We start from the raw sequence: 22,663 nt of genomic DNA on the forward strand, positions 1-22,663 counted from the left end.
GTGCCTGCCATGCCGTACCGCACCCCTGCCGTCCTGGCCGCCGCCACGGCCCTCACGGCCCTGCTGACGTCGCCCGCCGCCGCGTCCCCGGCCGCTCCCGGTCCGTACGCGCTCGACGGCGGCGGTGAGTGCACCTTCCCGATGAAGAAGCAGATCGAGGGCACCCCCTGGCCGCTCCAGCGGGTGCTGCTCGACGAGCTGTGGCAGGACACCAAGGGCGCGGGCATCCGGGTCGCCGTCATCGACACCGGTGTCGACGACATCAACCCGCAGCTGAAGAAGGCCGTCGACGCGAAGTCCGGGGCCGACTTCCTCAAGCCGCTGAAGGACGCCTCCGACGAGGCGAACGCCAAGCGGGGCAAGACCGACGGCACCGTCGACGAGGTCGGCCACGGCACCAAGGTCGCCGGAATCATCGCCGCCCGCCCCCGCAAGGGCACCGGGTTCGTGGGCCTGGCGCCCGAGGCGACCATCATCCCGATCCGCCAGAACGACGAGAAGAACAGCGGCAAGTCGGACACGATGGCCAAGGCGATCGACCACGCGATCGCCAAGAAGGCCCGCGTGATCAACATCTCGCAGGACACCACCCAGTCGCTGACCCAGAACTCGGACCTCGGCAAGGCCGTCGCCCGGGCGCTCGCCGCCGACATCGTCGTCGTCGCCTCCGCGGGCAACGACGGCATGGACGGCAAGCTGAAGAACACCTACCCCGCCGCCTTCCCCGGGGTCCTCGCCGTCGCCTCCTCCGACCGCAACAACGAACGCGCCGTCTTCTCCCAGTCCGGCACCTTCGTGGGCGTCGCCGCACCCGGTGTGGACGTGGTCTCCACCGTCCCCGGCAACGGACAGTGCGTCGACAACGGCACCAGCTTCTCCGCCCCGTACGTCGCCGGGGTCGCCGCCCTGGTGCGGGCCAAGTACCCCAAGTGGAAGGCGCACGAGGTCGTCGCCCAGATCGAGCAGACCGCCGAACGCTCCATCAACGGCCATGACAACCACGTCGGCTGGGGTGTCGTCGACCCGGTCCGCGCCCTGGACGGCGACGCGGGTCCGCCGCAGGCCGCCACCCCCGACCCCGCACCGCCCCGGCCGCCGGCCCCGGAGCCCGCGCATCTGGCGATGACGGAGACCCCCCAGGAGCGCGCCGAGCGCCTCGCGACGTATGCCCTGGGCATCGGCGGAGTCCTCGTCGCGGTGGTCGCGGGCAGCGCCACGGTGATCCGCGACAGCCGCCGCAAACGGGCCAGGTGAGCCAAGTCTCCATACGGAACTTTGCAGTTGGAACTGTCGTATCAAATGGCTAGAGTGACGGCTGGGATTGCGCGAGTGATCCAGCACGGGGGCGGCATCACGAGATACCCGTCCGCATCACGACCGGTCACGGGGGCCACGCGGCCGCCGTCATCGAACGAAGAAGGGGCAAGATGTCGAAAGACCTGAATGTAACTAGTGCCGAACAGATCAAGCTCGCCGGCCGGATCCAGGACTTCCACGACGAGCTGCAGGCGCGCATCACCTCGCTCAACAGCGTGGTGGACCGCATTCAGGCGGGCTGGCAGGGCGCGGCCAGCAAGGAGTACGACCGGGTCCAGAACGACCTGAACCTGCGTCTGCGGAACATGCGGGTCGAGCTCGTGAAGCTCGAGGAGATCATGCGGATGAGCGCCGACGGCTTCACGCGTGAGGAAGAGGACCGCATCAAGTCCTTCCGGAAGATGGACGACACCACGCAGGGCCAGAGCGCCATCCTCGGCATGGCCTGAGCGTCGCCCCTTTCCGAGACTTCCGCGTACATCCGCCACAAGGAGTAGTCATGACCACTGCCGTCAATTACGACACGGTGACGCAGGCGGCGGGCGACGTCCGTCTGACCGCCTCCCAGCTCAACCAGAAGCTCGAGGACCTCATGGCCGAGGTCAACCGGGTCGCGAACGCCTGGGACGGTGAGGCGAAGACCGCCTACCGTGAGATCCAGGACCGCCTGACCCGCGACCAGACCGGCCTGAACACCGACCTGAAGCGCATCGCGCAGCTGCTCGACGAGTCCGTCATCGGCTACCAGGACACGGACAAGGGCAACGCGGCCCGCTTCCGCATGATGATGTGACCCAGCACCACCATGCGTAAGGGGGGTGCCCGCACCAGCGGGCACCCCCCTTACGCATGTCCTGGGCTACCGCAGATCGAACTCGCCGTCGCGCGCGCCCAGCACGAAGGCGTCCCACTCGGCCTTCGTGTAGCGCAGCACGGTGTCCTTGTCGAGCGACGACCGCATCGCCACCGCCCCCTCGGGCAGATAGGCGATCTCGACCCGCTCCTCGTCCGCACTGGTCCCGGGCGCCCCGTGCCACTCCACCCCGGAGATGTCGAGGGCGTAGAGCTCTTCCTTCTGACGTTCCTTCTCGCTGGCGTCAGCCATCGGCGCGGTCCTTTCCCGGTGCTGTGAACGAGCCTGTGAGGCACCCTACTTGCCGAGACGCTCCGCCGTGGCGCGTACGTCCGAGACCGGGATCCGGACGGAGACGCGGCCGCCCGGATTGAGCTTGAGGCCCATCTCCGGCGGCAGCAGCCGCGCCAACTGCGCGCACTCCACGGGCCGCAGCCGCGGCACCGTCGCCGGAGCATGGTCCGGATGCGTCAGCACGGGCACGAACTCGCCCTGCTCGTCCGTGTAGACCGCGATGTCGGGCCCGTCGTCGGGCAGGTACACGGTCGCGGCGGCCAGCGCCTCGACCACGGCCTCGTCCGGACCGTGCCCGGTCGCGGCGCGCTGGAGCGCCGCGTCCACCGCATCGGTCGGCGCGGGCATCCCCAGGCTCACGGGGGAGGGGCGGTAGTTCGGATTGTGCGTGAACGGCCCCGGGTCCCCGTAGTTGTTGACCGGCCACGCCCCGATGATCGCGAACGGCGGCACCTGACCGGCCGGGTCGTACATCGGGTCGATCGAGTACAGCCAGGTCCCGGGCGCTCGCTTGGCCTGCGCCCGCAGCTCGTCGGTGAGCCGCGGGGTGGGCGGCCCCGAGGGCTCCTGCGCGGTCGGCCGCCGCATCGGGGTGTCGAGCAGCCGGCGGTACGCGGCGTCCTGATCGGCGACCGTCATCACGGCCTCGACCGGGGCGTCGTCGAAGAGGCCGACCATCTTCCCCGGATCGGTCGGCTCACCCGGGGTGATGACGTAGGCCCGGTCGGTGCCGCTGCCGGCCACCATCCCGCTCTGCCGTACGTCGGGCCGCGCTCCGTTGACGGCCAGCAGCCAGCCCGCGGCCTCCAGCTGCCGCCGCACCTCGGCCAGCGCGTGCGACAGGTCGTGATTCCGGCCCTGGACGGACCCCCAGGGCCCGACCGCCTCCACCCCGTACGGCAGCGGCGCGCCGTCCTCCCGCCACCAGCGCAGGGCACACCGTGCCCGCTCCGTGCCGCGCACGGCGGTGGCGTCGTCGCGGCTGCCGAGGAGCGTCTCGCTCATTGGGTCCATCCAGGGGGTAGCAGGCTAGAAGGTGGTGCGGTGGGTGCGGGGCCGCCGCCGGCCCCCGCATGCGGGTTGTAGTGCGGATTGGGCGTGAACTGACTCGACCCGTCGGGCAGCTTCTCCCAGACGCCCTTGATGTTCTCCGTACGGACGCCGCCCGGGAAAGCGATCTCGCTCTCCCTGGCGTGGATGTTGTTCGGAATGGAGGCGTTGACGTCGATACCGTTGGGGGCGTCGACCTCGTAACGATACTTCGACCCCCACGAGAGCGCCTCGTCCCGGGTGGTCGCCACGTACACGGAGTGCTGGTTGGACAGGACGTAGTTGTCCAGGTCGTAGTTGTGGTTGTTCCACGGCTTGAAGCCGTCGCGGAAGATCTCGTCCGGGCTGCGGTCGTCGTTGCGCCACAGCGGCTCGTCCGTCGTGCGCCACACGGCGTGGTCGGGGACCTTGTCCGGGTCCACGGACCGGTCCGCGGCCGCGTGCAGCTTGTCGTGGACCGTCGGCGGGTGGCTCGGCTGGTCCGGGATCTTCTGCTGGGGCACGTCGTCGAGGTGCTTGCCGGCGTTCTCCAGCGCCGCCTCCGCGCCCTCCTTCGCGCCGACCCGGATGCCCGTACGGACCCCGCCCAGCCCCTTCGTACCGAAGATCTCGGGCAACAGCCGGCCGAGGCCCTCGCTGGGGTCCTTCTTGAAGGATTCGATGAGCGCGGCGGGGATGCGTTCGGGGTGCGCGGCGGTGGAGACCAGCCCGGCGAGCGTCATGTTGACGTTCTGCGCGTACTGGGCGGGATGGGTGATGTTGTAGATGTCGAGGGGGTTGAGGCCTCGGGCGAAGTTGACGATGCCGGCGACGCCCTTGACCACACCGCCCGCGACGTGGAGTGTCTCGATGTTCAGCGCGCCGTACGCGTCGATCGCGTTGGAGGCGAGGCGGTTGGAGGCGGGGGGTTCGGCGGGGGCGAGCTCGGTGGCCTTCGAGATGACCTGCCGGACCGCGTCGCCGGCCGCGTTGCGCTGGCGCCGTACCTCCTCGAGGAGGTCGCGGGCGCGCTCGATGTCGGCCTCGCCGGGGTCCTTGAACGGCGGGAGGTCGGGGCCCGGGTCGCGGCCTTCCTTGACCGCGGCGTCGAAGGCGTCGGCCTTGGTCTTGTAGGCGGCGACGGCCTTCTTGGAGTCCTCGACGCCCTTCTTGTAGAGCGCGATCGCCTCCTTGGCCTTGTCCTGCGCCCACGTGACGGTGTCGGCGTAGCGGGTCAGGGCGGTGCCGACGGCCTCGCAGGCGTCCGCTGCCTCGAGCCACTTCTTCGGCTCCATGGCGAGCTTGGCGCGGAAGGCGTTGCCGGACTGGCCTTTCCAGCCGTTGGAGTCCAGCGTCCGCATGCCGGTGCCGACCCGGTCGAACGCGGCGTGGAAGTCCGTGAGGTGCTTGGCGGCCTCGCGGATCTTGTCGGGCTTGCCGTGGATGAGCTCGTTGGCCTCCTCGGTCTGCCCGAGCTGCTGCTCACCGACCTTGGCCCCGAGCCCGGAGGCGGTGTCGTCACCCCAGTCGGTGACCTTGTCGGCCCAGTCGTCGGCACCGACCTTTTCCAGGCCTTCACCGACAATGTCGGTGCCCCGGTCGATGCCGTGACCGATGACCTTCTTCCCGGCCTCGACCCCGTCCTCGATCTTCTCCAGACCACTGTCAAGGAGGTTCTTGCCCCCGCTGACTATGCCCCCGAGGTCCACCATCAGCCCTGGCCTCCACCCTGCTGCTCAGCGGCCTTCGCCCGCTCCTCCGGCGACGGTCCGAAGGCCTCCCGCATCCCCTGGTCCATCTCGTCCCGCATGCCCGCCGCGTCGATGATCCCGTTGGTGAGCACCATCTTGGACGTGGAAACGTCCCAGGCCGTGTCCTTCCACGCCTGCTTGCTGTTCTCCCGCGCCGTGTCGAACGACTTCTCGCTGTAGTCCGCGTTCATCACGTGCGTCACCGGGTTGCTGGACAGGACATCGCCCCAGCTCTTCTGGGTGATCTCCTCCTCCGTCGCATACGGGTTGCCCATCGCGGAGTTCGTCAGCACCTTGAACGCGCCCGAGATGTACTGCTCCTGGTCGTGGAACGTGCCCGCCGACAGCCCCGTCAGCTCGGCGAACAGCGTGCCCTTCTGCACCAGGGAGCGCACGCCCCACTCCCAGCGCTCGCAGTACGTCTTCAGCGCGGAGGTCAGGCCGTCGTGACCCGACTCCATGCCCGACAGCTGCAGGTCCGAGAAGCCCCGGCCCATGCCCGCCTCGCCGACCATCCCGAGCTCCTTCAGCTCGGCGAGGGTTCCGTTGATGCCTTTGGTGATCTGCGCCAGCGCCTGCTGCGATGCCGCGAGGTCCGGATCCGTCATGCCCTACCACCCCCATGGACGTCCACGTCGACCGCCGCCCGGTCGGGCACGATCCCCTGCACCGGAGGGAACACCGTCCCGCCGGGTCCACCCGCGTCCAGCGCCACCCCGCAGGGGAACGCCAGCGCGGGGACCACCTCGTCGAGCAGCCGCGAGCCGAGCACCCGGCGGTAGGCCCACTCGCCCGTCTCCTCGCCGCGCGCCACGGCGAACCGGGCGAGCTTCTCCTCGTCGGTGAACGCGCAGATCCACGCGATCCCGCCGAGGTCCGCGGTCCACAGGCCGCCGGCCGAGTCCATCGGGACGAGCACCGCCCGCGAGCGGAAGTCGGCGAGCCGCTCAAGCACCGCCTCCCGCGCCGCCGCGATCGCGGACTCGTCCATCTTCGCCTCGACCGGCGCGGTCTCGGGGGCGCCCGCAACTGGGCGCGACGGCCCGGCCGCCTCGCCCTTGAGCACCCGCTCCGTGGACGCGCCGCGGACCTCGCCCCACAGTTCGTCGAAATTCATCTCTCTGCCCCGTCTACTGATCCGGCAGCCAGCCCAGCTGCACCAGCGGCGTCCCGCGCTTGCGCGAGACGAACGTGCCCCGCCCCGGCGGCATCGGACGGGCCCGGACGTTGCCCATGATGTCGCCCTCCTGCGGATCGCCGGAGAGGACGACGCCCTGTGCGCCAAGCTCCTTGACCCGCTGCATGAACGGCTCGTAACTGCCCCGCGAGGCGCCCGCGGCGCTGCGCGCCACGATGAAGCGGATGCCGACGTCCCGCGCGAACGGCAGGTTCTCCACCAGCACCTGCAAGGGATTGCCGGAGTTCGTGGCGACCAGCTCGTAGTCGTCGACGAGGACGAACAGCTGCGGCCCCGTCCACCAACTGCGGTCCCGCAGCTGCTGCGGAGTGATGTCGGGCTTCGGCGCCCGCTTCGTCATCACCGTGTTGATCGCGTCCATGTGCATCTGCATCGCGGACGCCATCGGCGCGTACTCCAGCAGATGCGACGGCGCGACCGCCTCCAGCATCGTGCGCCGGTAGTCACCGACGACGATCCGCGCCTGCTCCGGCGTGTACCGCTCGCACAGCTGCTTGGCGATCAGCCGCAGCAGCGCCGTCTTGCCGGACTCGCTCTCACCGAAGATCAGGAAGAACGGATCCGTCTCGAAGTCGACGAACACCGGCTCCAGGTTCGTCTCGTCGATACCGATCGCGACACCGTGCTGCGGGAACTCGAAGCCCTTCGGCAGCTGCTCCGACGGCAGCATCCGCGGCAGCAGCCGTACGGCCGGAGCCGCCGGACCCGCCCAGTTCGCCTTCACCGCCTGCACGAACGCCGCCGTGCCCTCCGACAGGTCCTCCGACTCGCTCGATCCGTCGATCCGCGGCAGCGCACCCATGAAGTGCAGCTTCTCCGGCACCTGGCCCCGGCCCGGCACACCCGTCGGCACGTTCGCCGCGACCTTGCGGTCGAACTCGGAGTCCATGACATCGCCGAGCCGCAGCTCCAGTCGGCCCAGCATCTGGTCCTTGAGCGCCGCCCGGACCTCCATGTACCGGGCCGCCGTGATCACCACATGGATGCCGTAGCCCAGACCCCGCGCCGCGATGTCCGAGACGACCGGCTCCAGCATGTCGTAGTCGTTCCTGAAGCCGCCCCAGCCGTCGATGACCAGGAAGACGTCACCCCACGCCTCACCGGGCAGCTCACCCGCCGCCCGCTTGCGCCGGTACGTCGCGATCGAGTCGATGCCGTTCGCCCGGAAGAACTCCTCGCGCCGGTTCAGCACGCCCAGGACCTCCGCGACCGTACGCCGCACCCGCTCGGGGTCGAGCCGGGAGGCCACCCCGCCCACATGCGGCAGGTCCGCCAGCGACGACATACCGCCACCACCGAAGTCCAGCGCATAGAACTGCACTTCGTGCGGGGTGTGGGTGAGCGCGAACGACGAGATCAGCGTCCGCATCAGCGTCGACTTGCCCGACTGCGGACCGCCGACCACCATCATGTGGCCCGCCGCACCCGAGAAGTCGCGGTACAGCACCTCACGCCGCTGCTCGAACGGCTTGTCGATGAGCCCCAGCGGCACGGTCAGCCCGCCCGGACGCGTGTACTCGGTCGCCGTCAGGCCGCGGTCCGCGGTCTGCGCAAGACCCGGCAGCAGCTGGTCCAGCGACGGCGCCCGGTCCAGCGGCGGCAGCCACACCTGATGGGCCGGCACCCCCTGACCCTCCAGCCGCCGCACGATCACATCGAGGACGGTGTCCGCCAGCGCGTCGTCCTCCTCCTCGCGCTGCGCCGCCAGATACGCCGGGTCCGGCGCCGCGTACACCACCGGCACCGGAGCCGCCGTGAACAGCGCCGGCCGGCGCTCGATCGGCAGCGACCCGGACGACAGCTGCGGCCCGCCCGTACGGTACGTACCGGAGACGTACGCCGCCTTGAACCGGGTCATCTCGTCCGTACCGAACTTCAGATAACCCGAACCCGGCACCGACGGCAGGTGGTACGCGTCCGGCACACCGATCGCCGTACGCGACTCCGCCGCCGAGAACGTCCGCAGACCGATCCGGTACGACAGATACGTGTCCAGACCGCGCAGCCGCCCCTCCTCCAGACGCTGCGAGGCCAGCAGCAGATGCACACCCAGCGAACGGCCGATCCGGCCGATCTGGATGAACATGTCGATGAAGTCCGGCTTCGCCGTCAGCAGCTCGCTGAACTCGTCGATGACCAGGACCAGTGAGGCCAGCGGCTCCAGCGCCGCGCCCGCCGCGCGCGCCTTCTCGTAGTCGTGGATGTTGGCGTAGTTGCCCGCCGAACGCAGCAGCTCCTGACGGCGCTGCAGCTCACCGCGGATCGCGTCGCCCATCCGGTCCACCAGCGTCAGATCGTCCGACAGGTTGGTGATCACGGCCGCCACGTGCGGCATCTGCGACATACCCGCGAACGTCGCACCACCCTTGAAGTCCGCGAGCACGAAGTTCAGCGTCTCCGAGGAGTGCGTCACCGCCAGACCCAGCACCAGCGTCCGCAGCAGCTCCGACTTGCCGGAACCGGTCGCGCCGACACACAGCCCGTGCGGGCCCATGCCCTCCTGCGCGGCCTCCTTCAGGTCCAGCATCACCGGCATGCCGTCCTCGCCGACACCGATCGGCACCCGCAGCCGCTCCGCCGTCGACCGCGGCCGCCAGGTGCGCGCCACGTCCACCGACGCCGCGTCGCCCAGATTCAGCAGATCCGTGAAGTCCAGGTTGGCGAGCAGCGGTTCGTCGTCGTCCCCGCCGCCCATCCGCAGCGGCGCCAGCTGCCGGGCCAGCGCCTCGGCGGCCGGCAGTGAGATCCCGTCCGGCACACCCTCGTACCCGAAACCGCCGCCCGACTCCAGCCACAGCTTCCCCGGCCGTACGACGACCGACAGTCCGCCACGCGGCTCGTCCAGCTCACCGGAGACCACCTCGACGATGGTCACACCCTGCAGCCCCTCGGCCGCCGCGAACAGCGAGTCCGGCGGCACCATCCCGCCGTCGAGCACCAGCAGGATGTGCGGCTGGTCGAGGACCGGCTGATTGTCCCGGCTGAACCGCGGACGCCCGTCGAGCCGGCTGCGCAGCAGCTGCTCCAGCTCGATCAGGTCGTCGCCGAACAGCCGCTTCGTGCCCGCGCCGTCGACCTGCCCGGGCGCCTGCGTGTGCGGCAGCCACTTCGTCCAGTCCCAGCGCTCCTGCGCGCCACGCGCCGCGACCACCGCGACCATCAGGTCCTCGGGGGAGTGCAGCGTCACCAGCTGCGCCACCAGCGCCCGCGCCGCCGAGTGCGCCGACTCCGGCTCACCGGAGACCGTCACGTGGTAGAAGGCCCGCATCGAGACCGCCATCGGCAGCCCGTCCAACGACCCGTGCACCGCCAGGAACTGCTGCATCGCACCCGCGCACAGCGGCTCCAGCTCGTCCACCGGAGCCGTGTCCGGAGCCACCAGCGGCGTCGCGAGCTGCTGCGCGCCCAGACCGACCCGCACCTGCGCGAAGTCCTTGTCACCGACCCGGCGTTCCCACAGCCGCGAACCCTCGGCCACCACCGACCACAGCTGCTCGGGCGAGGGGTGCAAATAGAACTGCGCGTCCCGCTGGGCCCGCGCCGTCCGGCGGACCGTACGCCGCGTCTGCGCGAGGTATTTGAGGTAGTCCCGCCGGACATCGGCAATTTGCCCCTGCGTACCCTTACGGAATCTGACCAGCTGCGCGATCGCCATCGCGACGGTCGACACCAGCATCAGAATGCCCATGATCCGCATGAAGGGATGGGCGTTCGGCATGAAGAAGAACACCACCGACGAACCCATGCCGAGCATCGGCAGGAGCTGCATCAGCATGGACTCCTGCTGGCCCCTCGGGAGTTCGGGCGGCGACTCCAGAACCAGCTGCTCGGCCGGTACTTCCGGCGGCAGGGACCTCGGCGGGCGTTTGACGACGATCTGGCTCACCGGAGCATCAATCCCTCGATACGGACGGAAGACGGGCGGGCGGCTCCGCAGCGGCGCCCCCGTGGCTGCCTCAACTCGCGGACTTCCCTCCGCGAGACGGTGATCCTACTTGCAGGCAATGACACCGCCTCCCGGTAGGGTGTCGCGCGCAGTGTGCGCAACCGCGAATCAGGGGGTCCAGACAGTGAGTACGACCGCAACGACCGGCTTCTGCCGCGTCACCGTCGTGGCGCCGGACAGCCGTATCGATGTCGCACTCCCCGAGGACATCGCCGTCGCCGACGTGTACCCGGAGATCCTCCGGCTCACCGGCCAGACGCAGGCCCCCGGCACCCCCACCGGCTACCACCTCGTCCGGCGTGACGGCACCGTCCTCGACGGCGCCCGCACCCTCGCCGCCCAGCAGGTCCTCGACGGCGAGGTGCTCTCCCTGCGCCCCTTCGCGCAGTCCCTGCCCCCGGCCGTCTTCGACGACGTCTCCGACGCCGTCGCCTCCGCCGTCACCCGCGACCGCCACCTGTGGAGCGACGACCTGCTCCGCGGCGCCGGCCTCGTCGGCGGCGTCCTGCTGCTCGTCCTCATGGGCTTCGTGCTCTGGTTCGCCGACCCGGTCCGCCACGACATGCACAGCCTCCCCGGAGTCGTCGCGGGCGCCGCCGGCGTCCTGCTGACCGCCTTCGCCGGCGTACGGGCCCGGGTGTACGGAGACCGGGCCACCGCCGTCGCCCTCGGCCTCGGCGCGCTCCCGCTGCTGCTCATCGCGGGCTCCGGCATCATCGGCCCGGACGCCGGGCACGGCCCCGGCCGCCTGCAGTTCCTGCTCGGCTGCGTGACCGTCCTGGTCGCCTCCGTCACCCTGGTCGCGCTCACCCCCAGCGGGGACGCCCCCTTCGTCGCCGCCACCTTCCTGGCCGTCGTCGGCACCCTCGCCACCTTCCTGGCCATCCTCACCGAGGCCTCCGCCACCTCGACCGCCGCCGTCTGCGCCCCCGTCGCCATCGGCCTGGTCGCCTTCCTGCCCGGCCTCTCCGCCCGCTTCGCCCGGCTCCCCATCGGCTACGCCGCCCCGCGCGGCGCCGCCGACGACTTCCACGCCGACCCGAACGAGACCCCCGAGGCCCAGCCCGTCGACGCCGAGCGCATCGCGATGCAGGCCCGCCGCGGCCACGAGATGCTCCTCGGCCTGGTCGGCGGCTGCGCCGCGGTCGTCGTCGGCTCCGCCGCCGTCCTCGGCTTCGCCGGCAACGTCTGGGGCCAGCTCCTGGCCCTCGCCGCCGGCCTCGCGATGCTGCTGCGGGCCCGGCTCTTCCGCTACACCTCGCAGGTCGCCTGCGTCCTGGTGGCCGGCATCGCCGCCATCGCGCTGCTCGTCCTCGGCCTCTCCCTGAACCCGCCGGCCGACCTCGTCCAGGACCTGCTGATGTACGGCGACCGCGGCGGCCTGGACATCCGTACGATCTGGCTCACCGCCTCCGTCGCCGCCGGCGCCGCCCTGATCACCGCCATCGGCCTGGTCATCCCGAAGAAGGGCCTCTCACCCTTCTGGGGCCGCCTGCTCGACCTCGCCGAGAGCGCCGTCCTGCTCTCCCTCGTGCCGCTCTGCCTGGCCGTCCTGGACGTCTTCTCCGCAGCCCGCGCGCTGACCAGCTAGCCCGCGGGACAGGCGCGGCGGGCGGGCTGGTACGCTGTGTGACGGCCGTTTGTGTACGCGCTCCCGGAAATCTCTGGGAGCAGCGCCCATCGCGCCTTCGCCTCCGAGTCACGGAAGCTCCCCTGAGACCAAGACCAGGGGCACTCGTGGGCGCATCGAACATCACTGAGGAGTACCGAGTGTCTCTCGACGCCGCTACGAAGAAGCAGATCATGGCCGAGTTCGGCACCAAGGAGGGCGACACCGGCTCCCCCGAGGTCCAGGTCGCGATGCTCTCCCGCCGTATCTCGGACCTGACCGAGCACCTCAAGACCCACAAGCACGACCACCACTCCCGTCGTGGTCTGCTGATCCTCGTCGGTCAGCGCCGCCGCCTGCTGCAGTACCTGGCCAAGAAGGACATCCAGCGCTTCCGTACGCTGGTCGACCGCCTGGGCATCCGCCGCGGTGCGGCCGGCGGTGCCAAGTAAGACGCCGTGAAGGGAGCGGTTCCCACTTTTAGGGGGCCGCTCCCTTTGCTGTACGTGCGCGATGTGCCGACCGGCACTTAGTCTGGTCGCACAACGTCACACCAACCGAGCGAGAAGCCGCCGGCTCGCCGCCGGTCCTCGGTAGTGGCCCCCGGAACCAAACCCCGGGTGCTTCGATCGAAGACCGGCCCGCACACAGGCGCTTCTCCGCCCGTCCGCCCGCCACACGGGCGCGCGGACGAAAAGACGAAACGTAGGAGAAATCGCTAGTGGAGAACGAGACCCACTACGCCGAGGCCGTCATCGACAACGGCGCATTCGGCACCCGCACCATCCGCTTTGAGACGGGCCGCCTGGCCAAGCAGGCCGCCGGCTCCGCCGTGGCGTACCTGGACGACGACACCATGGTGCTGTCGGCCACCACCGCCTCCAAGAAGCCCAAGGACCAGCTCGACTTCTTCCCCCTGACGGTCGACGTCGAGGAGCGGATGTACGCGGCCGGCAAGATCCCCGGCTCCTTCTTCCGCCGGGAAGGCCGCCCCTCCGAGGACGCCATCCTCACCTGCCGCCTGATCGACCGGCCGCTGCGCCCCTCCTTCAAGAAGGGCCTGCGCAACGAGATCCAGATCGTCGAGACGATCATGGCGCTCAACCCCGACCACCTGTACGACGTGGTCGCGATCAACGCCGCCTCCTGCTCCACGCAGCTGGCCGGCCTGCCCTTCTCCGGCCCGATCGGCGGCACCCGTGTCGCCCTGATCAAGGGCCAGTGGGTCGCCTTCCCGACGCACACCGAGCTCGAGGACGCCGTCTTCGACATGGTCGTCGCCGGTCGCGTCCTGGAGGACGGCGACGTCGCGATCATGATGGTCGAGGCCGAGGCCACCGAGAAGACCATCGAGCTCGTCAAGGGCGGCGCCGAGGCGCCGACCGAGGAGATCGTGGCCGCCGGCCTCGAGGCCGCGAAGCCGTTCATCAAGGTCCTCTGCAAGGCGCAGTCCGACCTCGCCGCCAAGGCCGCCAAGCCCGAGGGCGAGTTCCCGGTCTTCCTCGACTACGAGGACGACGTCTACGCCGCCCTGTCCGACGCGGTCAAGAGCGAGCTGGCCCAGGCGCTCACCATCGCCGGCAAGCAGGAGCGCGAGACCGAGCTGGACCGCGTCAAGGTCCTCGCGGGCGAGAAGCTGCTCCCGGCCTTCGAGGGCCGCGAGAAGGAGATCTCCGCCGCCTACCGCAGCCTGACCAAGGCCCTGGTGCGCGAGCGCGTCATCAAGGACAAGGTCCGCATCGACGGCCGTGGCGTCACGGACATCCGTACGCTCGCCGCCGAGGTCGAGGCCATCCCGCGGGTGCACGGCTCCGCGCTGTTCGAGCGTGGCGAGACCCAGATCCTGGGCGTCACCACCCTCAACATGCTCCGCATGGAGCAGCAGCTGGACACCCTCTCCCCGGTGACCCGCAAGCGCTACATGCACAACTACAACTTCCCGCCGTACTCCACCGGCGAGACCGGCCGCGTCGGCTCCCCCAAGCGCCGCGAGATCGGCCACGGCGCCCTGGCCGAGCGCGCGCTCATGCCGGTGCTGCCGACCCGCGAGGAGTTCCCGTACGCGATCCGTCAGGTGTCCGAGGCCCTCGGCTCCAACGGCTCGACGTCCATGGGCTCCGTCTGCGCCTCCACCATGTCGCTGCTGAACGCCGGTGTGCCGCTCAAGGCCCCCGTCGCCGGTATCGCCATGGGTCTGATCTCCCAGGAGATCGACGGCGAGACGCACTACGTCACCCTCACCGACATCCTCGGTGCGGAGGACGCCTTCGGCGACATGGACTTCAAGGTCGCCGGTACGAAGGAGTTCGTCACCGCCCTCCAGCTCGACACCAAGCTGGACGGCATCCCGGCCTCCGTCCTGGCCGCGGCCCTCAAGCAGGCCCGTGACGCCCGCCTCCACATCCTCGACGTGATGATGGAAGCGATCGACACCCCGGACGAGATGTCCCCGAACGCCCCGCGGATCATCACCGTCAAGATCCCGGTGGACAAGATCGGTGAGGTCATCGGCCCCAAGGGCAAGATGATCAACCAGATCCAGGAGGACACCGGCGCCGAGATCACGATCGAGGACGACGGCACCATCTACATCGGTGCTGCCGACGGCCCGGCCGCCGAGGCCGCCCGCGCCACGATCAACGGCATCGCCAACCCGACCATGCCGGAGGTCGGCGAGCGCTACCTGGGTACGGTCGTCAAGACCACCACCTTCGGTGCCTTCGTCTCCCTCATGCCCGGCAAGGACGGTCTGCTGCACATCTCGCAGATCCGCAAGCTCGCCGGTGGCAAGCGCGTGGAGAACGTCGAGGACGTGCTCGCGGTGGGCGCCAAGGTCCAGGTCGAGATCGCCGAGATCGACCAGCGCGGCAAGCTCTCCCTCGTCCCCGTCATGGCGGACGAGGAGAACGCCGCTGAGGACAAGAAGGACGACACCGACCAGTGACGTCCCGTAGTTCCAGGACGACGGCCCGCACCTCCTCGGAGGCGCGGGCCGTCGCCCGTACCCAAACGCTTCTCAAGGGCAAGGACGGCATCGGCACGGTCCGCAAGACCACCCTCCCCGGGGGCCTGCGCATCGTCACCGAGACCCTGCCCTCCGTACGCTCCGCCACCTTCGGTATCTGGGCGCATGTCGGCTCCCGAGACGAGACCCCCTCGCTCAACGGCGCCACGCACTACCTGGAGCACCTCCTCTTCAAGGGCACCAAGCGCAGGAGCGCCCTCGACATCTCGTCCGCGATCGACGCGGTCGGCGGCGAGATGAACGCCTTCACGGCGAAGGAGTACACCTGCTACTACGCCCGGGTCCTGGACACCGATCTGCCGCTGGCCATCGACGTCGTCTGTGACATGCTCACGGGCTCCCTGATCCTCGAAGAGGACATCGACGCCGAGCGCGGCGTCATCCTCGAAGAGATCGCCATGACCGAGGACGACCCCGGCGACTGCGTGCACGACCTGTTCGCGCACACGATGCTCGGCGACACCCCCCTAGGCCGCCCGGTCCTCGGCACCGTCGACACGATCAACGCGCTCACCCGCGGCCAGATCGCCCGCTTCTACAAGAAGCACTACGACCCGACACACCTGGTCGTTGCCGCTGCCGGCAACGTCGACCACGCAACGGTGGTCCGCCAGGTCCGCAAGGCCTTCGACCGGGCCGGCGCCCTGAGCCGGACGGACGCGGTCCCCGTCGCCCCCCGCCACGGCCACCGCACCATCCGCAGCGCCGGCCGCGTCGAGCTGCTGAACCGCAAGACCGAGCAGGCCCATGTCGTCCTCGGCATGCCCGGCCTGGCCCGCACCGACGAGCGCCGCTGGGCCCTCGGCGTGCTCAACACCGCGCTCGGCGGCGGCATGTCCTCACGCCTGTTCCAGGAGGTCCGCGAGAAGCGCGGCCTCGCCTACAGCGTGTACTCGTACACCTCGGGCTTCGCCGACTGCGGCCTGTTCGGGGTCTACGCGGGCTGCCGTCCCAGCCAGGTCCACGACGTCCTCAAGATCTGCCGTGACGAACTGGACCTGGTTGCCTCCGAGGGCCTGAGCGACGAGGAGATCGGCCGTGCCATCGGCCAGCTCTCCGGCTCGACCGTCCTCGGCCTGGAGGACACCGGCGCCCTGATGAACCGCATCGGCAAGAGCGAGCTGTGCTGGGGCGAGCAGATGTCCGTCGACGACATGCTCGCCCAGATAGCGGCGGTCACCCCCGACGAGGTACGGGCCGTCGCCCGCGACGTCCTCGGGCAGCGCCCCTCGCTGTCGGTGATCGGCCCGCTCAAGGACAAGCAGGCCGACCGCCTGCACGAATCCGTCTCCTGAAGAGCCTGAAGAGAGAGTCAGAGCAATGAGCAAGCTGCGCGTGGCGGTCCTCGGAGCCCAGGGCCGCATCGGCTCCGAGGCGGTACGGGCCGTGGAGGCCGCCGACGACATGGAACTGGTCGCCGCGCTCGGCCGGGGCGACAAGCTGGAGACCCTCGCCGAGACGGGCGCCCAGGTCGCGGTCGAACTGACCACCCCCGCCTCGGTGATGGGCAACCTCGACTTCTGCGTACGCCACGGCATCCACGCGGTCGTCGGCACCACCGGCTGGACCGAGGACCGCCTCGCGCAGCTCACCGGCTGGCTCGACGCCTCCCCGGAGACGGGTGTGCTCATCGCGCCGAACTTCTCCATCGGCGCGGTCCTCACCATGAAGTTCGCGGCGCAGGCCGCCCGCTACTTCGAGTCCGTGGAGGTCATCGAGCTCCACCACCCGAACAAGGTCGACGCTCCTTCCGGCACCGCCACCCGCACCGCCCAGCTCATCGCCGAGGCCCGGTCGAAGGCAGGCTGCGCTCCGCAGCCCGACGCCACGACCACCGCCCTCGACGGCGCGCGCGGCGCGGACGTCGACGGAGTCCCGGTCCACGCCGTCCGGCTGCGCGGCCTGCTGGCCCACCAGGAGGTCCTGCTCGGCGGCGAGGGCGAGACCCTCACGATCCGTCATGACTCGCTGCACCACAGCAGCTTCATGCCGGGCATCCTGCTCGGCGCCCGCCGGGTGGTCACCACCCCCGGTCTCACCTTCGGCCTGGAACACTTCCTGGACCTCGGCTGATGCGCGCCAAGCTCACCTATTTCGTCACGGCAGCCGTCCTGGTCGTCTACTTCGTCCTGGTCGGCAGCCGTGGCGTGATGCTCATCGAACAGGGCACCGCGATCACCGTCACGATGGGCGCCGCGGTGCTCGTCCTGCCGCTGATCGGCATCTGGTTCCTCTGGGCGAACACCCGGTTCGTGACCAAGGCCAACAAGCTCGCCGCCCAGCTCGACGCCGAAGGCGGCCTGCCCGTCGACGAGTTGGTCCGCACTCCGAGCGGCCGTATCGACCGTGACTCGGCCGACGCGGTCTTCGCCAAGCGCAAGGCCGAGACCGAGGACGCGCCGGACGACTGGCGCTGCTGGTTCCGGCTCGCGGTCGCCTACCAGGACGCCCGCGACACCCCCCGCGCCCGTAAGGCGATGCAGCGGGCGATCGCCCTCCACGAGGGCCGACAGGCCGGCGCATAACTGTCCGGCCCGTGATCCACGGGCCGGATCAGGCCGGCACGACGCCGTACTCGGCGTTCCACGCCTCGACCGTGTCGGCCGCGCGGTCGAACGCCTCGGTCCGCGCCAGGAAGTCCGCGCTGTGGTCGGTGAACAGCGGCAGCTGCTCGGCCCCCTGGCGTACGAGCACGAGCGCCTGCCCCTGCACCGTCCGGGGCAGACCGAGCCAGCGCACCGGCTGCTGCACCGTCCGTACGCTCGCCACCTGCGCCCACGCATGGGTCGTGGTGGTGAGGAAGCCCACCCGGCGCAGGCCTCGCGCGCTCACCCAGACGCCCACGCGCAGCATCCGCAGCGCGCCGGCGATCAGGAGCACGGCGACCCCGAAGCAGACTCCGGCGCCGGGCAGGGCACCCGCGGCGGCGATGATCACGGCGGCCAGCAGGACGAACGACGCGAGCAGCAGGACGAGCGCCGCCGCCCCCACCCGCCAGGGTCCCGGCCGGTAGGGCCGGCGCCAGTGGTCGTGGTCGTCGAAGGGCAGGGCGACATCATCGGGGTGCGCGTCAAAAGCGCGGTCGGCCGTCAGAAAGGGCAGGGGCACGACTGATCCTCACTCACAAGCACACTCGATCGGGCTGTGCCCGGTGAGGCTACCCAGCGGTCCCCCACCGGGCCACCCCAGGGGGTCCGTCCGGCTCACCGCCCGTCGGACGCCTCGGACTGCTGCTGCTGATGGGCGGGCGACTGGCCGGCGCCCATCGCCGGCATACCGAACAGCAGCGAGCCGACGAGACCGGCCACGACGGTCAGCCCGATCAGCGTATGGCCCGCGAGCTGGGATGCCTTGAGGCGCTCGCGCGGCGGGGGAGTGACGTTACTGCGGAAGCGGTCGGCCTCGGCGACGAACGAGAACGGGACGGCCTCTCGCCGGCTGAACATGGGTCACTCTCCCTGACTCCGTGATGGATGGCTGTTATTGGTACAGACGCATGGCAGCGCTCATTGGTGCCCCTTTTCCCCGGATTGGCCGAAGAAGACCGTGACGGCTTGTGCGAAGGCCGCGCTGTCAGTGGCTCCCCGTAGAGTGGGCGCCGCCCTGAGCGATGCAATTGGAAGGACCCGCGGTGACCGACACCCCCGCCGAAGACCTCAAGCCCAGCTTCCGCAGCGATGTGACGGTGGAGCTGGTGAAGCACAGCGCCGGCGACTCCGACGTGCTGTGGGCCGCCCGCGTCTCGACCGCGGGTGAGCAGTCGCTCGACGAGCTGTCGAAGGACCCGGAGCGTTCCAAGGGCCTGATCAACTTCCTGATGCGGGACCGCCACGGCAGCCCCTTCGAGCACAACTCGATGACGTTCTTCATCAGCGCCCCGATCTTCGTCTTCCGCGAGTTCATGCGGCACCGCGTGGGCTGGTCGTACAACGAGGAGTCGGGCCGGTACAGGGAGCTCGAGCCGGTCTTCTACGTCCCCGGCGCCGACCGCAAGCTGGTCCAGGAGGGCCGCCCGGGCAAGTACGTCTTCGTCGGCGGCACCGAGGAGCAGCACAAGCTCGTCGAGCGCACGATGGAGGACTCCTACGTCCAGGCGTACGAGAAGTACCAGGAGATGCTGGCCGCGGGCGTCGCCCGCGAGGTGGCCCGGGCCGTGCTGCCGGTGGGTCTGTTCTCCTCGATGTACGCCACGTGCAACGCTCGCTCGCTGATGCACTTCCTCGGCCTGCGCACCCAGCACGAGCTCGCGACGGTCCCGTCCTTCCCACAGCGTGAGATCGAGATGGTCGGCGAGAAGATGGAGGAGCACTGGGCGCGGCTCATGCCTCTCACCCATGCGGCCTTCAACAAGAACGGCCGTGTGGCCCCATAAGGCACAAATGTACGGACAGATGTACGGGTGAGCGGAGTGAAGTGTCCGTATTGCGACGTTTCGTGAAGTTCATCTAGGCTGATCAAACGGACCCGGCACTGCTTGAACCCCCGAGCAGGCAGTGCCGGGATCCCTTTCTCCACATCCCCCGAGGGGGCACCGGGCCCTGAGCAGCGAGTAGCGTGTTACCCATGGCTCCGATCTCCACTCCGCAGACCCCCTTCGGGCGGGTCCTCACCGCCATGGTCACGCCGTTCACGGCGGACGGCGCACTCGACCTCGACGGTGCCCAGCGACTCGCCGCCCACCTGGTGGACGCAGGCAACGACGGCCTGATCATCAACGGCACCACCGGCGAGTCCCCCACCACCAGCGACGCGGAGAAATCGGAGCTCGTACGCGCCGTCCTGGAAGCGGTGGGCGACCGGGCCCATGTGGTCGCCGGGATCGGCACCAACGACACGCACCACTCCATCGAGCTGGCCCGTACCGCCGAGCGCGACGGCGCACACGGCCTCCTCGCCGTCACGCCGTACTACAACAAGCCCCCGCAGGAGGGCCTGTACCGGCACTTCTCGGCCATCGCCGACGCCACCGAGCTGCCCGTGATGCTCTACGACATCCCCGGCCGCAGCGGCGTCCCGATCGACACCGAGACCATCGTCCGGCTGGCCGAGCATCCCCGCATCGTCGCCAACAAGGACGCCAAGGGTGACCTCGGCCGCGCCAGCTGGGCGATCGCCCGCAGCGGCCTGGCCTGGTACTCCGGCGACGACATGCTCAACCTGCCGCTGCTCTCCGTGGGCGCCTGTGGCTTCGTCTCCGTCGTCGGCCATGTCGTCACCCCGGAGCTCCGCGCCCTCCTCGAGGCACACCTGGCCGGCGACGTCCAGAAGGCCACCGAGATCCACCAGAAGCTGCTCCCGGTCTACACCGGCATGTTCCGTACCCAGGGCGTCATGACCACCAAGGCCGCCCTCGCCCTTCAGGGCCTCCCGGCCGGCCCCCTGCGCCTGCCCCTGGTCGAGCTTTCCCCCGAGGAAACCGCCCAGCTCAAGCTGGATCTCGCCGCAGGCGGGGTACAGCTCTAGCCAACAGACTTCACAACTGAATAAAAGATCTTCGTAAGAGATCAACAACTAGAGATCAATAACTGACAACAGCAAGTGCACGAATGTCACGCGCGCCACGTGCCCAAGCGGTACGTGGCGTGTGTGGTGAGGAGAGTCTTTTGAGTCATCCGCATCCTGAACTCGGCGCCCCGCCGAAGCTGCCCAAGGGCGGCCTGCGCGTCACCCCGCTCGGCGGGCTCGGTGAGATCGGCCGGAACATGACGGTCTTCGAGTTCGACGGCCGTCTGCTGATCGTCGACTGCGGCGTGCTCTTCCCCGAGGAGGAGCAGCCCGGCATCGACCTCATCCTGCCGGACTTCACCACCATCAGGGACCGCCTCGACCAGGTCGAGGGCATCGTCCTGACCCACGGCCACGAGGACCACATCGGTGCCGTCCCCTATCTGCTCCGCCTGAAGCCGGACATCCCGCTGATCGGCTCCAAGCTGACGCTGGCCCTCATCGAGGCGAAGCTCCAGGAGCACCGCATCCGTCCGTACACCCTCGAGGTGGCCGAGGGACAGCGCGAGCTGCTCGGCCCCTTCGACTGTGAGTTCATCGCGGTCAACCACTCCATCCCCGACGCCCTGGCCGTCGCCATCCGCACCCCCGCGGGCATGGCCGTCCACACCGGCGACTTCAAGATGGACCAGCTCCCGATGGACGGGCGCCTCACCGATCTCCACGCCTTCGCGCGACTCAGCGAGGAGGGCATCGACCTCCTGCTGTCCGACTCGACGAACGCCGAGGTCCCGGGCTTCGTCCCGCCGGAGAAGGACATCTCCAACGTCCTGCGCAACGTCTTCGCGAACGCCCAGAAGCGCATCATCGTGGCCAGCTTCGCCAGCCACGTCCACCGCATCCAGCAGATCCTGGACGCCGCCCACGAGTACGGCCGCCGGGTCGCCTTCGTCGGCCGCTCCATGGTCCGCAACATGGGCATTGCCCGGGACCTGGGCTACCTCCGCGTCCCGGCCGGCCTGGTCGTCGACGTCAGGACGCTGGACGACCTGCCGGACGAAGAGGTCGTCCTGGTCTGTACGGGATCCCAGGGCGAGCCGATGGCGGCCCTCTCCCGTATGGCCAACCGCGACCACCAGATCCGTATCGTCCAGGGCGACACGGTGATCCTGGCGTCCTCCCTCATCCCGGGCAACGAGAACGCGGTCTACCGCGTGATCAACGGCCTGACCCGCTGGGGCGCCAACGTCGTCCACAAGGGCAACGCCAAGGTGCACGTCTCCGGCCACGCCTCGGCCGGCGAGCTCCTGTACTTCTACAACATCTGCAAGCCGAAGAACCTGATGCCGGTCCACGGCGAATGGCGCCACCTGCGCGCCAACGCCGAGCTCGGCGCGCTGACGGGCGTCCCCAAGGACCACATCGTCATCGCCGAGGACGGCGTCGTCGTCGACCTGGTCGACGGCAAGGCCAGGATCGTCGGCAAGGTCCAGGCGGGTTACGTGTACGTCGACGGCCTCTCGGTCGGCGACGTCACCGAGGCCTCGCTCAAGGACCGCCGCATCCTCGGCGACGAGGGCATCATCTCGGTCTTCGTCGTCGTCGACTCCACGAGCGGCAAGATCGTCGGCGGTCCGTACATCCACGCCCGCGGCTCCGGCATTGAGGACTCCGCGTTCAACGCGGTGGTCCCCAAGGTCGAGGAGTCCCTGAACCGCTCGGCTCAGGACGGCGTGGTGGAGCCCCACCAGCTCCAGCAGCTGATCCGCCGGACGATCGGCAAGTGGGTGTCGGACACCTACCGCCGCCGCCCGATGATCCTTCCGGTCGTCGTCGAGGTCTGACGAGGAGCCAACAGGGAGCGGGGCGCCTCGATTTGCATCGTGGCGCCCCGCTCCAGTACGTTTACATCTCCACCGCAACGGGAACCCAGCGCAGTCATGTGCGCGGACGGGTCCACCCGGGCGGGATGGAAATTCTGACTCAGAACTTCTGATAAAGTCGGAAAAGCCGAAAGGCAGCCGAAAGGCAAAAGGCCCCCAACGGCCACCGGAAACAAAATCCGAACCGGGAACGGAACGGAAAAAGGATCTGGTAAGGTTGGAAACACGAAAGACCGAAGGGAAGCGCCCGGAGGAAAGCCCGAGAGGGTGAGTACGAAGGAAGCGTCCGTTCCTTGAGAACTCAACAGCGTGC

The 22,663-nt window shown here is 69.5% G+C and carries 20 protein-coding genes; 12 read left to right on the plus strand and 8 right to left on the minus strand.

The window, feature by feature from the left end; all coding sequences use genetic code 11:
* The first annotated feature begins 9 nt into the window (after positions 1–9).
* From mycP to ACZ7LT_RS31855, 3 genes are all read left to right on the plus strand, one after another.
* The gene (mycP, locus tag ACZ7LT_RS31845) at positions 10–1,254 is read left to right on the plus strand and encodes a type VII secretion-associated serine protease mycosin (protein ID WP_471239580.1); all 1,245 of its coding nucleotides are present in this window, start codon (positions 10–12) and stop codon (positions 1,252–1,254) included.
* A gap of 173 nt (positions 1,255–1,427) precedes the next feature.
* Positions 1,428–1,766 (plus strand): WXG100 family type VII secretion target, encoded by a 339-nt coding sequence (locus ACZ7LT_RS31850; RefSeq protein WP_471239581.1) that lies wholly within the window; start codon positions 1,428–1,430, stop codon positions 1,764–1,766.
* Between the two features lie 50 nt (positions 1,767–1,816).
* Positions 1,817–2,110, plus strand: coding sequence for a WXG100 family type VII secretion target (locus ACZ7LT_RS31855; RefSeq protein ID WP_471239582.1), 294 nt, complete (start codon positions 1,817–1,819; stop codon positions 2,108–2,110).
* A 66-nt stretch (positions 2,111–2,176) separates the two neighbouring features.
* Here the strand turns inward: ACZ7LT_RS31855 and ACZ7LT_RS31860 are convergent, their stop codons facing one another.
* The 6 genes from ACZ7LT_RS31860 to eccCa are packed head-to-tail and all read right to left on the minus strand — an operon-like array spanning position 2,177 to position 10,328.
* The gene (locus ACZ7LT_RS31860; RefSeq protein ID WP_471239583.1) at positions 2,177–2,422 is read right to left on the minus strand and encodes a DUF397 domain-containing protein; all 246 of its coding nucleotides are present in this window, start codon (positions 2,420–2,422) and stop codon (positions 2,177–2,179) included.
* Between the two features lie 45 nt (positions 2,423–2,467).
* Entirely contained in the window at positions 2,468–3,469 is a 1,002-nt protein-coding gene (locus ACZ7LT_RS31865) for a type VII secretion system-associated protein (RefSeq protein WP_471239584.1), read from the minus strand.
* Positions 3,466–5,205 carry a putative T7SS-secreted protein gene (locus ACZ7LT_RS31870; RefSeq protein ID WP_471239585.1) on the minus strand — a complete coding sequence of 580 codons (1,740 nt, stop codon included), beginning with the start codon at positions 5,203–5,205 and terminating at the stop codon, positions 3,466–3,468. The genes ACZ7LT_RS31865 and ACZ7LT_RS31870 overlap by 4 nt, the downstream gene beginning before the upstream one ends.
* Positions 5,205–5,852 carry a hypothetical protein gene (locus ACZ7LT_RS31875; RefSeq protein WP_471239586.1) on the minus strand — a complete coding sequence of 216 codons (648 nt, stop codon included), beginning with the start codon at positions 5,850–5,852 and terminating at the stop codon, positions 5,205–5,207. The genes ACZ7LT_RS31870 and ACZ7LT_RS31875 overlap by 1 nt, the downstream gene beginning before the upstream one ends.
* Positions 5,849–6,361: a hypothetical protein gene (locus ACZ7LT_RS31880; protein ID WP_471239587.1), complete on the minus strand. Its 513-nt coding sequence runs from the start codon at positions 6,359–6,361 to the stop codon at positions 5,849–5,851. The genes ACZ7LT_RS31875 and ACZ7LT_RS31880 overlap by 4 nt, the downstream gene beginning before the upstream one ends.
* Positions 6,362–6,374: 13 nt before the next feature.
* On the minus strand, positions 6,375–10,328 hold the full coding sequence (eccCa, locus tag ACZ7LT_RS31885) for a type VII secretion protein EccCa (protein ID WP_471239588.1): 3,954 nt from the start codon (positions 10,326–10,328) through the stop codon (positions 6,375–6,377).
* Positions 10,329–10,512: 184 nt separating this feature from the next.
* Between eccCa and eccD the strand changes: the two genes are divergently transcribed.
* The 6 genes from eccD to ACZ7LT_RS31915 all read left to right on the plus strand — a co-directional run bounded on the left by eccD (position 10,513) and on the right by ACZ7LT_RS31915 (position 17,547).
* Positions 10,513–11,979, plus strand: a complete 1,467-nt coding sequence (gene eccD / locus ACZ7LT_RS31890; protein WP_471239589.1) for a type VII secretion integral membrane protein EccD — start codon at positions 10,513–10,515, stop codon at positions 11,977–11,979.
* 179 nt (positions 11,980–12,158) lie between these two features.
* Positions 12,159–12,449 carry a 30S ribosomal protein S15 gene (rpsO, locus tag ACZ7LT_RS31895; protein ID WP_006346214.1) on the plus strand — a complete coding sequence of 97 codons (291 nt, stop codon included), beginning with the start codon at positions 12,159–12,161 and terminating at the stop codon, positions 12,447–12,449.
* 269 nt (positions 12,450–12,718) lie between these two features.
* Complete coding sequence (locus tag ACZ7LT_RS31900; RefSeq protein ID WP_471239590.1) at positions 12,719–14,941, plus strand: polyribonucleotide nucleotidyltransferase; 2,223 nt, start codon at positions 12,719–12,721, stop codon at positions 14,939–14,941.
* Positions 14,938–16,317, plus strand: coding sequence for a M16 family metallopeptidase (locus ACZ7LT_RS31905; RefSeq protein WP_471239591.1), 1,380 nt, complete (start codon positions 14,938–14,940; stop codon positions 16,315–16,317). The genes ACZ7LT_RS31900 and ACZ7LT_RS31905 overlap by 4 nt, the downstream gene beginning before the upstream one ends.
* Positions 16,318–16,342: 25 nt before the next feature.
* Positions 16,343–17,095: a 4-hydroxy-tetrahydrodipicolinate reductase gene (dapB, locus tag ACZ7LT_RS31910; protein WP_471239592.1), complete on the plus strand. Its 753-nt coding sequence runs from the start codon at positions 16,343–16,345 to the stop codon at positions 17,093–17,095.
* Positions 17,095–17,547, plus strand: a complete 453-nt coding sequence (locus tag ACZ7LT_RS31915) for a hypothetical protein (RefSeq protein ID WP_471239593.1) — start codon at positions 17,095–17,097, stop codon at positions 17,545–17,547. The genes dapB and ACZ7LT_RS31915 overlap by 1 nt, the downstream gene beginning before the upstream one ends.
* Positions 17,548–17,575: 28 nt before the next feature.
* On the opposite strand, the gene ACZ7LT_RS31920 is transcribed toward ACZ7LT_RS31915, so the two are convergent.
* Together ACZ7LT_RS31920 and ACZ7LT_RS31925 are read right to left on the minus strand one after the other, a co-directional pair.
* Positions 17,576–18,130 carry a hypothetical protein gene (locus ACZ7LT_RS31920; protein WP_471239594.1) on the minus strand — a complete coding sequence of 185 codons (555 nt, stop codon included), beginning with the start codon at positions 18,128–18,130 and terminating at the stop codon, positions 17,576–17,578.
* 95 nt (positions 18,131–18,225) lie between these two features.
* Positions 18,226–18,468, minus strand: a complete 243-nt coding sequence (locus ACZ7LT_RS31925; RefSeq protein ID WP_471239595.1) for a hypothetical protein — start codon at positions 18,466–18,468, stop codon at positions 18,226–18,228.
* A gap of 185 nt (positions 18,469–18,653) precedes the next feature.
* On the opposite strand from ACZ7LT_RS31925, the gene thyX reads away from it, so the two are divergent.
* The 3 genes from thyX to ACZ7LT_RS31940 all read left to right on the plus strand — a co-directional run bounded on the left by thyX (position 18,654) and on the right by ACZ7LT_RS31940 (position 22,311).
* On the plus strand, positions 18,654–19,394 hold the full coding sequence (thyX, locus tag ACZ7LT_RS31930; RefSeq protein ID WP_471239596.1) for an FAD-dependent thymidylate synthase: 741 nt from the start codon (positions 18,654–18,656) through the stop codon (positions 19,392–19,394).
* 191 nt (positions 19,395–19,585) lie between these two features.
* The gene (gene dapA, locus ACZ7LT_RS31935; protein ID WP_471239597.1) at positions 19,586–20,485 is read left to right on the plus strand and encodes a 4-hydroxy-tetrahydrodipicolinate synthase; all 900 of its coding nucleotides are present in this window, start codon (positions 19,586–19,588) and stop codon (positions 20,483–20,485) included.
* A 140-nt stretch (positions 20,486–20,625) separates the two neighbouring features.
* On the plus strand, positions 20,626–22,311 hold the full coding sequence (locus ACZ7LT_RS31940) for a ribonuclease J (RefSeq protein ID WP_471239598.1): 1,686 nt from the start codon (positions 20,626–20,628) through the stop codon (positions 22,309–22,311).
* The last annotated feature ends 352 nt before the right edge of the window (positions 22,312–22,663 follow it).

The sequence above is a fragment of the Streptomyces sp. NPDC039465 genome, from assembly GCF_055639315.1.